Origin of the sequence: Weissella confusa (assembly GCA_041871065.1) — a bacterium.
Lineage (GTDB): Bacteria > Bacillota > Bacilli > Lactobacillales > Lactobacillaceae > Weissella > Weissella confusa_A.
In genome coordinates this window covers 1,220,119-1,232,194 of the sequence record CP168942.1, presented here as the reverse complement: position 1 = coordinate 1,232,194, position 12,076 = coordinate 1,220,119, and the positions used below count along the sequence as shown (strand labels likewise).

General features: G+C 44.3%; 15 protein-coding genes. 12 read left to right on the top strand and 3 right to left on the bottom strand.

The window, feature by feature from the left end:
* Positions 1-132: 132 nt before the first annotated feature.
* On the top strand, positions 133-603 hold the full coding sequence (locus ACAW68_05760) for a hypothetical protein (protein XGA15002.1): 471 nt from the start codon (positions 133-135) through the stop codon (positions 601-603).
* A gap of 43 nt (positions 604-646) precedes the next feature.
* Here ACAW68_05760 and ACAW68_05755 read toward each other — a convergent pair whose 3' ends face one another.
* Positions 647-2,152, bottom strand: coding sequence for a helix-turn-helix domain-containing protein (locus tag ACAW68_05755; GenBank protein XGA15001.1), 1,506 nt, complete (start codon positions 2,150-2,152; stop codon positions 647-649).
* Positions 2,153-2,222: 70 nt separating this feature from the next.
* Positions 2,223-2,390 (bottom strand): hypothetical protein, encoded by a 168-nt coding sequence (locus ACAW68_05750; protein ID XGA15000.1) that lies wholly within the window; start codon positions 2,388-2,390, stop codon positions 2,223-2,225.
* A 156-nt stretch (positions 2,391-2,546) separates the two neighbouring features.
* On the opposite strand from ACAW68_05750, the gene ACAW68_05745 reads away from it, so the two are divergent.
* The 3 genes from ACAW68_05745 (at position 2,547) to ACAW68_05735 (ending at position 6,022) form a co-directional block, all read left to right on the top strand.
* Positions 2,547-3,764, top strand: coding sequence for an MFS transporter (locus ACAW68_05745; protein ID XGA14999.1), 1,218 nt, complete (start codon positions 2,547-2,549; stop codon positions 3,762-3,764).
* Between the two features lie 108 nt (positions 3,765-3,872).
* Complete coding sequence (locus tag ACAW68_05740) at positions 3,873-4,979, top strand: alpha-hydroxy-acid oxidizing protein (protein ID XGA14998.1); 1,107 nt, start codon at positions 3,873-3,875, stop codon at positions 4,977-4,979.
* 140 nt (positions 4,980-5,119) lie between these two features.
* Complete coding sequence (locus ACAW68_05735) at positions 5,120-6,022, top strand: hypothetical protein (GenBank protein XGA14997.1); 903 nt, start codon at positions 5,120-5,122, stop codon at positions 6,020-6,022.
* A gap of 66 nt (positions 6,023-6,088) precedes the next feature.
* Here ACAW68_05735 and ACAW68_05730 read toward each other — a convergent pair whose 3' ends face one another.
* Positions 6,089-6,445, bottom strand: a complete 357-nt coding sequence (locus tag ACAW68_05730; GenBank protein ID XGA14996.1) for a hypothetical protein — start codon at positions 6,443-6,445, stop codon at positions 6,089-6,091.
* A 380-nt stretch (positions 6,446-6,825) separates the two neighbouring features.
* Here ACAW68_05730 and ACAW68_05725 point away from each other — a divergent pair, with 380 nt between their 5' ends.
* The 8 genes from ACAW68_05725 (at position 6,826) to ACAW68_05690 (ending at position 12,075) form a co-directional block, all read left to right on the top strand.
* On the top strand, positions 6,826-7,626 hold the full coding sequence (locus ACAW68_05725) for a matrixin family metalloprotease (GenBank protein XGA14995.1): 801 nt from the start codon (positions 6,826-6,828) through the stop codon (positions 7,624-7,626).
* 4 nt (positions 7,627-7,630) lie between these two features.
* Positions 7,631-7,960, top strand: a complete 330-nt coding sequence (locus ACAW68_05720; GenBank protein XGA14994.1) for a hypothetical protein — start codon at positions 7,631-7,633, stop codon at positions 7,958-7,960.
* 24 nt (positions 7,961-7,984) lie between these two features.
* Positions 7,985-9,217, top strand: a complete 1,233-nt coding sequence (locus ACAW68_05715) for a hypothetical protein (GenBank protein XGA14993.1) — start codon at positions 7,985-7,987, stop codon at positions 9,215-9,217.
* A gap of 100 nt (positions 9,218-9,317) precedes the next feature.
* A complete protein-coding gene (locus tag ACAW68_05710; protein ID XGA14992.1) occupies positions 9,318-9,464 on the top strand; it encodes a hypothetical protein in 147 nt (48 codons plus the stop codon).
* Between the two features lie 159 nt (positions 9,465-9,623).
* Entirely contained in the window at positions 9,624-10,310 is a 687-nt protein-coding gene (locus ACAW68_05705; GenBank protein ID XGA14991.1) for a ribosome assembly cofactor RimP, read from the top strand.
* An 18-nt stretch (positions 10,311-10,328) separates the two neighbouring features.
* Entirely contained in the window at positions 10,329-11,468 is a 1,140-nt protein-coding gene (gene nusA / locus ACAW68_05700; GenBank protein ID XGA14990.1) for a transcription termination factor NusA, read from the top strand.
* A gap of 12 nt (positions 11,469-11,480) precedes the next feature.
* Positions 11,481-11,780, top strand: a complete 300-nt coding sequence (gene rnpM / locus ACAW68_05695; protein XGA14989.1) for an RNase P modulator RnpM — start codon at positions 11,481-11,483, stop codon at positions 11,778-11,780.
* Positions 11,770-12,075 (top strand): YlxQ-related RNA-binding protein, encoded by a 306-nt coding sequence (locus tag ACAW68_05690; GenBank protein XGA14988.1) that lies wholly within the window; start codon positions 11,770-11,772, stop codon positions 12,073-12,075. The genes rnpM and ACAW68_05690 overlap by 11 nt, the downstream gene beginning before the upstream one ends.
* The last annotated feature ends 1 nt before the right edge of the window (position 12,076 follow it).

Here is a 12,076-nt window from a genome sequence, read left to right as displayed (position 1 = left end):
AACGTAACTATAGCAAATAGATTTGCACAAGTCTAGTCAATAGTTGTCCTCAAAAAGGGTACAAATCACCCAGAAACAAAACGCAATTAGTTTGTTATGATTAAGGTAATAAAAACTAAGGAGAATAGATTGATGAGCTATGAAATTCCATCTCCAGCTGACGTGCGAAACGAGCTAGAGAAGCGCCGTAAGGAACGCGAAAAGTCACCGTTGGTCAAGGTTGCGTTGCACATCACGAATACGTATTTGACGGAGATGGCGATTGAGCTAGCCGTTAAGAAGATGATGTCACGCGCTGAAAACGTGTTGGTTAACCCATTGTTGTCAGAAGCTGTGGCTGAATTGCTTGATGAGCCAAAGTACTTCTCCGCTGAACAAATCGAAAAGATTCGCGAAGAGATTCGCGCTGACGCCAAGGTTGATAACCCACGTGAAGTCTTGCAACAAATTGAAGAATTGTTGCGCGCTGATATGCGTTCATGGTTTGCCTTTAAGCGTCAATTGCAAGAAACGTTTGAAGAAGCTGGTTATGCCTCGGAAGGCACGACTGACATGAAGATCATCCACCCAGAGTTGATGATTGAAAAGTTTACGTTGATTTAATGCGAAAAGGCACGTCGCCCATCAATTGGGTGACGTGCCTTTTTTAGCTAAAGTGAACTGGAATTGTTTGACCAGTAAAGCGTTCAAATTTTTGAACAGTGATTTGATGGAGCACTTGGCGAATTTCTTCAATTTCAGCTAACGTCGGGCTGGCCTTGAGATACAAGTGTCGCCGTTCACTGCCGGATAAGTGGGTGTTAGAAATGACCAAATCAGCCGAATCTGGGGTATCAAAGCTCAAAATAATATTCAAACCAGGCATGTTGGTCATTAATTGCGCCAAGCGACGACCAAGCGCAGCGTTATCAACAAATTCCAAATCAACCGTGATGATGGGCAAGACTTCTTCTTGTGGCAAGCGGGTAATGAACGTGTTGAAGTAGTCTTCGAATAACGTGTTTTGCAACGTGTCATGTGAAATGTTCGTTTCAGTAGCAATTGCTTGCATTAGATGTTGCGTCAATTGCGCATAAACTGGAAATTGTGAAATGGCCTCATCCACGTTCGGTTCCGGGCGCAACGCACTGTGAAAGTAGACCAAACGCAAATTGGTTGTGTACAGATCATGCTGAATCGCGTCGATTAATTTATGCGTCATTAGATAGGCGTTGCCGAAGAAAGCCGGTAGCTCACGGGCAATGATATCCGAGATGACACTGAACAAGAGACGTGTTTCAATTGGCATGTACGTTTCAAAGTGTTCTTTACGTGCGAAACCAAAAGCGTAGAGGGCACTCAATGCAAAACGTGCTTCGTATCCGGCTGCGGTGTCTGATAGACCTAATGACGACGTTAGGTGCTGACGCATGCGATTGAGGAATAAACGGGTTGTAGCTGGTAGATCGGCTGCTTCATCAAGGACTGGGGCCGAATCAGCCGGTGTAATGATGTGTTGATGCGTCATTCGCACGTACCAAATACCTAATTGGAATTCGACTATTAAACTAATCGCGGGTGAAATTGGATTGGGACTGGTTGATTTTAAGTCGGCCCAAGTGGTCTGTGCCCATTCGATGGCAGTGGCTGGTAGCGGATTACTTTGGCGTGTGTAGTAGTCAAACAAGATGCGGAAGAAAAAGTAACGAATTTCTTTTTCATTACCGGTTAAAACGAATGCCTCGTTAATTTGAATATGGTAAGGTTGTAAATCTTGCTGTAGATCTTGTAGGAGTTCACGGACGTATGGCGTTGAAAAATCGTGTTGTACCGCAAAGTCAGCAACGGTTTCAAACGTGCCAAATAACAAGGCCATCAGCAAATGATATTTTGGCGCACGGTTCAGATACTGCAGACGCAATTCATCGAACAGCATAATGTGACCCGGTCGCACGATAAAATGTTGGCGCGTACCATCAAACGACACCAATTCGTGTTGATCTAGTTGCGCCAAATCGTCGGCCAAAGCTTGACCGTAATTCATCACGAGATACTTTGACCAACCAAGGTCGTTAATGACTTGCTTGATGGGCACCATTGGTAATGGTTGCATCATCAGGTAGTTTTTGAGCGTTAACTTATCGCGTTCTTTTTTCTGTAGTAGCCAATCCACAAGTTTGTTCCTCCGCAAACACAAAAAGGCAGTGCTGACACTGCCTTTTTAATCGTTCAGTTAATTTAGGTTATACCGCAATATGATGGGTGAGTGCAAGTTGCTCAAGCACTTGGTGATAGATTTGATCATAATCATCAAGCGCATAGCCAATGTTGCGCACAGAACTCTTCGTGTAGTTCTGGGCAGCAATGGCGATTGCGAAATCGTGTGCGATTTGTTCATTCGTGTGTGGCATAGTATTTGTCTCCCTGTGAATATCTGCTCTTAGTATAGAAAGACTAATCAAATCCGCAAAAAACGGTTTTTACACTTTTGAAAATCTCGTTTTTGTTCTCACTGCCGTTGGTAGTTAGACTGAAACACAGACTTTACGAAAGCGAGTTATGTTTACATGACAACGGGAAAACCGGTTACCAGCATTTTTAACGCTGGCTTTATTAGTATTACAGCCATCAATTTTATTGTGTATCTTGTTTACTATCTATTGATGGTCATTATTGCAGTCGTGGTCCACACGAATTTGCATGCCAACTTAGCACAAGCTGGTTTGGCGTCAGGTATTTATGTTATTGGGACGTTGATTGCCCGACTTATTATTGGGCAACAGCTCGACATCATTGGTCGCAAACAATCATTGCGTTTTGGTGCTTTGATCTACTTGGTCTCAACATTGGCTTACTTAATTATTCCTAATATCGGGGTGATGTTTGTTGTGCGTTTGGTAAATGGATTTGCCTATGGTATGACGTCAACTGCCACAAATGCGATTGTGACGGATTACATCCCCGAAGATAAGAAGGGGTTGGGCATTAATTTCTATGGATTGAGTACGTCATTGGCCGCTGCGATTGGTCCGTTTGTGGGGATGATTTTATTGAACCTCACGAATTTCCGTTTCATTGTCATGGTGTCATCAGTCCTAATCTTGTTGACGACAATTGCCACGTTGCTCTTGCCAATTCATAATTTGTCGTTGACGCCAGAACGTAAGGCAGCCTTACGCCACATGACCTTTGATAATTTGATTGAGCGTAAGGCCTTGTTCATTGCCGGCATTGGTTTCTTGATGGGCTTCTCATATTCATCAGTGTTGTCATTCTTGTCTTCATACGCCAAGACGATTCACTTGGTAAGTATCAGTTCATTCTTCTTCGTCGTGTACGCCCTGGTCATTACGTTTACGCGACCAATGGCAGGTCGAATTTTTGATACACGCGGCGAGGATTACGTCATGTATCCAGCATATGTATCGCTAGCAGTTGGACTAGTGTTACTTGGTGTGACGCATTCCGGCTTTATGTTGTTGCTGTCGGGTGCCTTCATCGGTTTGGGTTATGGTACCTTTATGTCTAACGGGCAAGCTGTTGCATTGAAGTTGGCACCGAATGCACTTCGCGTCGGGGTGTCATTGTCAACGTACTTTATCGGGCTTGATTTGGGAATCGGGGTTGGTCCGTTTGTGTTGGGGGATGTGGAGAAGATGTTGAACTTCCGTGAGCTGTATTTGTTGGCAGCTGTGATTCCGGTGATTGCCGGTTTGTTGTATTACAAGTTCTATCACCACGAGAAAGATGCTGCGCCAAAGATTGATGGTGCACCACAACATTAATGTAATCGGTTACACCTTTTTTGAACCAGTTGAAAGTTAGGGCGGTATACTAAATGTGTAAATTTTTATTTGCATTTATTCAATCTAGTTTAAAGAAGGTAATCACAGATGGCTTATCAAGGTAGTACGAAAGAAGAAGCTTTGAACATCATCGATTTGCCACGCTTGCGAGCAGCAGTACAACGTGACACTGAGGCGGGTGCTTTCGGCTATGTCGACGGCGGATCATCCGACGAACAAGTCTTGCACGACAATGAAACGGCATTCCGCCACTATCAACTCATCCCGCGCATGCTACAGAACATTAGCGCACCTGATCTATCAACGACATTATTGGACATTCCACTATCAATGCCTGTGATTGCGGCGCCAATCGCTGCACACGGCTTGATGAATGAAAACGGGGAACGCGTAACGGTCAAGGGCGTTGGTGCGGCTGGTACAATTTTCAGCTTGTCAACGTATGGCAACTCACGCATTGCTGATGTTGCTGCGTCATCACCTGAAACACCTAAGTTTTTCCAACTCTATATGTCTCGTGATGACGAATTTAACCAATATTTGTTGGATGAAGCGGTTAAGAATGGCTATAAGGCCATTATCTTGACGGCCGATGCCACATTGGGTGGTTATCGTGAAGCGGACATCATAAATAACTTCGCCTTTCCATTGCCAATGGAAAATCTAGCTGCGTTCTCAAATGCGGCTGGTTCAGGTGAAGGACTGGGAATTGCTGAGATTTATGCACGCGCTAAGCAGGATTTGGCCTTGTCTGACATAACTAAGGTTAAGCAGATGGCGAATGGTCTGCCTGTGTTTGTGAAGGGTATTCAAGATCCTGATGATGCGTTAGCTGCCATTGCTGCTGGCGCTGATGGTATTTGGGTATCAAACCACGGCGGTCGTGAGTTGAACGGTGCACCAGCTTCTATTGATACGTTGGCTGCTGTTGCTAAGGCTGTTAACCATCGAGTTCCAATCGTCTTTGATTCTGGCATTCGTCGTGGGGAGGACGTTGCCAAGGCGATTGCGCTTGGTGCTGATGTCGTGGCGCTCGGTCGTCCAATGCTTTGGGGATTGAACCAAGGCGGGGCGGCTGGTGTCCAATCGGTTTATGAGCACTTGGCCGAAGAACTTAAGATTGTCATGCAATTAACGGGCTCTCACACGGTTGCTGAGTTGCAACGTGCCAAGATTATTGATGCAAAGTTTTAATATAGCGTGAAATGCGGACCGAATCGTTGTAATTCGGTCCGTTTTTGTTTGTCTGATTGTTTAATGATAATTTGAAAAAAGTACATAAAATCGGAGTATGGTTATGTGGAATTAGATTTCTATTAAGGGTGAGTTTATTTATGATGGTTTTTATAATAGTATTAGTTGTTTGTGTGGCAGTGGGTTGTTTATTGGCGATAACGTTATTTAGAAATCAGTTTATCGCTGATGATGTGAGTGAAACGACAGCGGTGGAAGGCGTTGCAGAGAAGATTGATGATAATGCCAGTGAAAAGTTAGGCAAATTTCATAAAGAAGATGAAACGCAATCATTACTGACATTCTCCGGCTTGGTTAAGGAAATGAAATTGAATAATGCTGAGGGTCAGGCTTTGTCTGAAGAGATGGGCCTGCACTTTGGTGGTCATGACTATCTCGGCATTGCTGATCTTACGTGGGAAAAAATAAAAGCACGGGCAGAAAAAGGGCAGAATGCATCAAGTATTGGGGCGGCACTGTTGAACGAAAACAGTGTACAGGCCACAAAAACCATTGCGGAGATCGTTGAAGACTCGGGTCATACGCTTGACGAACTGAATCAAATTGTGAATGTCTCAAGAGAGAAACTTCGAACAGCTCACTTCAGTTCGAGTGATACTGAAGAGTCATCTGTAATGACTAACGTATCTGTTGAATTGCCTTTGAATAAAGCTAAGAATGGGCACAAGCAGCAACAAATCGTTCAAAAGCAAATTAGATTGCCGTTCGACCAAGGGGAAACAAAGGTGGAGAATCTAAAACGACTTTTTGCGGAAAATCCTCAAATGAGCGAAATGGATCGGTTAAACTATGCATTAGCTAGTGAATTGTTTACTGACTTTTCTGAGATTGCAAAACCGCTAAACATGTTTGAAAGTGTTGTGAGGTCAGTACTTATTAGAAAAGAAAAATCAAAACGTAAATACGACAAAATCAAAGAATTCCTACACTCTCAAGCACTTGAGCAAGGCTTTGATATGGAACTCCTTGAGAAATATAGATGATAGTGCCGCATCTAATATGAAGAAAACCCTGTAAGTTGGTGTGAATCCAAACTTACAGGGTTTTCTTTACTTAGCATAATGCGCTAGTTGCTGATTAAGTTGTAGGTGCAATCGGTCGACGGTGTCGGGACTAACGAGTTGGAAAGGGACGCCTTCAGAAATGACTGCTTCGTCCATCATAATCCACGTCCATGTTTCACCCGCAATGATTTGGGCATCGTGGTTGTAAGTGAACACGATGATGGGCTGCGTTGTGCCTTCATAAACGTCAATCGCGATTGTATCGTCATTCACACTGGCAGCAGATGCAAGATATTGGTGAATCGCGTCAGTCGCGTTTGCTGCATCGGTGATGAAGTGACCGTGGCCGAATGCTTGTCGTACAACATTGATTGCAGCTAAAACAAGTTGATCTGTTTGCATAGTAATGGCTCCAATGTTTTTGATGCCTTCATTCTAGCATAGTCGTGATTGTTTAAAGTGTTTGAGAGTCACACTAAGGGTGCGCTTTGGTAGACTTATCAATTTTTTGTTCGTTCTTTAAAAAATATAGGTTGACTTTAAAGTTTACAGTTTGATGTTTTTCTGAAAAATCTATCAAAAGACTGTTATAATGACATTTAGTAAGGGAAATTTTATCGGTTAGGGTACTGAAGTGGTAGCTGTGGTTATGTTACCCCTTCATTTTTTTACGCTAAACGAAAAAAGTTTGTACGATAGGAACGGGATAGACGCGTATAATGCGTTTTGATTGTTTCGAAACCGTGTAAACGAGTGAGAGATAATTGAGGAGAGAGTGTCACATGGCAAAGACAACGAAGCTTTGCTTTCGGAGTGTATTAGCGATAATTGGTGTCATGATGCTTTTAACGAGTGCACCCAAAAATGTGAAGGCCGATGAAACACCGCGCTTTCAGGTGCAATTATTGAATGCATCAGTATCTGAGGCGAAGGCTGTGACCAAAGCTGAAACGATGTGGACGACTGCCTTGCAGGATCCGCAGATGTTTAAAGGTTCAACAGCAACACCAAATGTCACAACGATTACGATTTCATTTGACGACGCAAACAATATTACAGGAAACAGTAAGACGCAACAGGTTGCGGCTGATGTGCTAGGTGAAACAGCTGATATGCAAGGTGTGAAGCAGATTGTGATTCACACCAAGGGGATTCAGGAAGATTATGACTTAACATCATATGCGACTGAAAACAGCTTTCTAACGAGCGTATTAGCGCACGAAATTGGTCATGCGATGGGTCTGCAACACAATTTGCAGGACAAAAATGATTTGATGTACCCAGTGAATTTAGGCCCAATTCAGGCCATTTCAGAGTGGGATGCGAGTCATTTACCGTGGCAAGTTGATACAGGAGCCATTCAACAGTTGGCGACAAAAAAGTCGTGGCTTTCGCAAGGTATGATGGTGCAACGAACATCTATGTTTGAAGCACGCGTTGCACACTTGCCGACTGTTTTTTGGACGATGGTTATTGGTTTAGCAGTTGCATCATTATTGGTTGTAGTGCGTGTAGTTGTTTGGCATCGCCAGGTTGTTAAGCAAATGCAACAAATGGCGACTGTCGCTGAAGTGAAAGAGTAAGAGAATGGCATCAAATGTGGTTGTGCCTGGTAAGGGAGATTATCGCAAGACACTAAAAGAGAAAGTTGACAGAAGGGGCACCCAGACAATGGGCATTATCGTTCTGTACGTTGTGACGAGCATTTTTGACATGTTTGTACAACCTAATTCGCAATTCTGGATGACGCTATCATTGGCTGTTTTGACGACGGCCATTCTATTGTCAGTATCACGAGTTGTGTACACCGTATTGCTGCGGGGACTTACAAAAGGGTTGTTAGCGAACTTGCCATTGGTATTTTTGGTCGTTGCTTGGGTCTTTAAGGCTGTGGCGCTCAGCTATACAGTTCGATAAATAAGGGCGAAAGGGGCGTCTAACATGAACATGAGAAATAAAAAGTTGCTACTTGTAACAATTGCTAGTTTATCGATGATTGGCGTAACGGTTACAACGCAAACTGACCCAGTTGCAGCATCACCGTATGCTTCTGGTGTAGAAACAGAAGCGGTGAACAATCCTAAAGAAATTGTGATTAACTTGGTTGATGAAGCTGGCAACCCGGTTACATGGACACAAACGAATGGTGAAAATGGTGGTTCAAGTATTGAATATTTGAATCAAGATGGTGATTTGACTGGCATGAGTCTGATTCCGTTGCCAGATAATCTAGTCGCAAATTCAGCAATCACGGCTGACCAAGGTTACATTTATAGTGTAAATGACGGTAAGTTCTATGTGGATTTGTCGGCCATTTCAGGATCAGTGGCACATTTCACTCTAAACGTTGATCAGGCCGGGGTTGCGCAGCCTGATGTTGTTACTGGGACTGACAGTGTGCCGGCTGAGCCACAATATGTGACGTCATCAGCGGTTGTGCCGAACGAACCGCAATATATGACATCATCAGCGACCGTGCCAAATGAGCCGGTATACATGACGTCATCGGCGGTCGTGCCAAATGAACCACAGTATATGACATCATCAGCGATGGTACCAAATGAACCACAGTACATGAGTTCATCAGCCGTTGTGCCAAATCAACCAATCGTTGCACCAGTTGGGCCAGTTGCACCACACTCGGGTGCTTCAATCGCGGATTTGGTGCCAGCTACTTCAGCAACACCCGCTGATGTGACGGCCAAAAGTGAGGGATCGCAAGCGTCACACATCAACAAGCCAGTGATGCAAAAGTCGGACACGAGTGTCAGTGTGGCACCGAACGTGATTGCACAGGCTGCTTCAGTTGCAACCACAACGCCAGTTACGGCGTCAAATGTGGTGTCTACATCAACCCCAGTTGTTGCAACGCCAATTGCGTCAGTGGTTGGCTCAGTAGCTAACGCTGGCAATCAGACAAACCTTGCAACGAACCAAACATCTGGTTCGTCTGTACAGAGTACACCAGTATCAGTGAATGCGACGCAAACACAAGCACAAGTGCAAGCGGTTAAGAAGCCTGATTTGATTAGTTCTATTTCAGATTTACCAAATGCATCAATCTGGACGGATAAAGCGCGTACTTTCTCAGCTATTTCAATTGGTATGAGTGTGGTGGCTGTTGCAGCACAATTCTTGATGACGAAACTAGGGTTTATCAAGAGTTTTTTGTAAAATATGGAACTAAATCCACCCAGTTGCCGAGGCATCGACTATAATAACTGTATTGATTGAAAGTTAGTTGATGATTTTTGCGACAAAGGGGGTAATCACGATGGCATTTGTAATGAGCATTTTAAGTTTGTTAGCTGCAGTTGTTGCATTCGTTGGTTATTGGATTATTCAAAAGGCAGAAGCACGTTCTGATAAAACCGAGCAGGTTGAACGTACAGAAAAGCATGAACTAGTGACATCAAATTAATGGTATTGCAGTTGCACTTTTCATATAAAAGTGTTATTGTAGATACTGTTAATGAATAAGCTCTTAGTTGAGTGGCCAGGAACGAATTTCCTTGGCCGCTCATTTTTTTAGGGTTTTACCTCTGACATAGATGATTTACGGAACGAAGGGAGGGAAAACATGGCAAACGTTGTAGAAACAGTGCAAGCTGTCCTCACGCCTGAGTTGGCAGACCACGGGTTTGACCTATGGGACGTGATTTATGAAAAGCAAGATTCAGATATGGTCTTGCGTGTGTTGGTTGATCGTCTTGATGGCGCAATTAACATGGACGATTTGGTGATGTTGACTGAATTGATCGGTGAACGTTTGGACCAAATCGAACCAGATCCATTCCCAGAGGCATACCTAATGGATGTCTCATCACCTGGTGCTGAACGTGAACTTAAGCGTCCACAAGATTTCGAGTGGGCCCTTGAGAAGTATATTCACGTGAAGTTAAACCAACCGATGGACGGACAAAACGAAATTGACGGTGAATTAACGGCGGTGACTGACGACGAATTGACGTTGGCAATCACAGTTAAGGGAAAGCGCAAGACAATTGCGGTGCCACGCGCTGACATCAAGTCTGCTAACCTAACAATCAGTCAAGAACGCATTTTGACCACCCCTGAAGATTTCGAATGGGCAATGAACAAAATGGTTCGCGTTTCGACGTACCAAAAGATTGATGGTAAGAAAGACTTTGCTGGTGAGTTGACGGCAGTCTCAGATGAGACGTTGACGATTACGATGGATGATGATTCTGAAGTCGAAGTCCCACGCGCTGCAATTGCACAAGCACGTCAAGCAAATAACTTCTAATTTATATGGAGAATCCAAATGAGTAAGGAATTAGTTCAAGCTCTTGACGCTTTGGAGCAAGAAAAGGGTATCAAGGCTGAAGTCTTGGTAGAAGCGATTGAAGAGGCTTTGAAGAAGGCCTACGAAAAGAACTATGACGAATCAGAAAACGTTGAAGTTCAATTCGATCAAAAGAAGGGTAACATCAAGGTTTACTCAGTTAAGACTGTCGTTGAAGAAATTGACGAGCCTTACGAGCAAATTACGTTGGAAGAAGCTTTGGAATTGAACAAGGCTTACGAAATCGGTGATGAAATCCGTTTCGAAGTCACGCCTGCTGACTTCGGACGTTTGGCTGCACAAACAGCTAAGCAAATCATCATGCAAAAGGTTCGCGAAGCTGAGCGTGGTGTTGTGTATGACAAGTTCATCGGTTACGAGAACGAAATCATTACGGGAGAAGTTGAGCGTCAAGACTCACGCTTCTTGTACATCATTTTGCCAGGTAACCAAGAGGCTGCCATGAAGCAAGGCGACCAAATGCCAAACGAAACGTACCGTATGGGTGACAAGATCAAGGTCTTGGTTTCACAAGTTCAAAACGAACAACGTGGACCTCAAGTCTTTGTGTCACGTACGCACGCTGACTTGGTAAAGCGTTTGTTTGAAGCTGAAGTGCCTGAAGTCTTCGATGGAACGGTTGAGATTAAGTCAATCGCCCGTGAAGCTGGTGATCGTTCAAAGATTGCGGTTTACTCACACAACAGCAACTTGGATGCCGTTGGTACGATGGTTGGACAACGTGGTGCACGTGTGCAAGCCGTTGTTAACGAGTTGTCAGGTGAGAACATGGATATTGTTGAATGGACTGAAGATCCAGCCCAATTCATCAAGAACGCTTTGAACCCAGCTGAAGTTGTTGAAGTTATCTTCGATCCAACAAACGACCGTGCCGTTACGGTGTTGGTTCCTGATTACCAATTGTCATTGGCTATTGGTAAGCGTGGACAAAACGCTCGCTTGGCTGCACGTTTGACAGGCTTCAAGATTGACATCAAGCCTGAAAGCGAACGCGATGCAGTGATTGCTGACATGGCGAACCGCGAAGAAGAAGCCGCAAACGCACCAGTTGTTGAAGCTGATGTTGCGGACGACTTCGAGGAAACTGACGAAGCCTAAGGAGGTGTGCTCATGAAGCCACGTAAGATTCCAATGCGAAAAGACATCGTGACTGGTGAAATGGTACCAAAGAAGGAACTCGTGCGCGTCGTACGCACCCCCGAGGGTAACGTTGAGCTTGATCCAACCAACCGTGCTAATGGTCGCGGGGCCTACATCTCATTGTCAGTAGAAGTTGCTGAGATGGCTAAGAAGAAGCGCACGTTTGACCGTGTGTTTGAAACGAAGCTAGATGACAGCTTTTATGATGAGTTGATTGCCTACGTTGATCACCAAGCAGCACGTAAGGAATTGTTCGGCGATGCAAAATAAGCAAAAGCTATTAAATCTCCTTGGCCTAGCGCGCCGTGCTGGTAAGCTAGTGACAGGTGAGGACATGGTACTTGGTGCTATTCGTAACGGGAAAGCCAGTTTGGTTTTCTTTGCTAACGATGGTGGTCAAAGTAGCATGAAGAAATTTACAGATAAGACAAACAGCTATAACGTGGCATTTACAACCGCTTTGACACGTCAAGAATTAGCTGATGCAACCGGATTAGCGCGAACAGTGATTGCTGTTGCAGATCGCGGATTTGCTAAAAAGATGCGGGAATATCTAGAAAACTAGG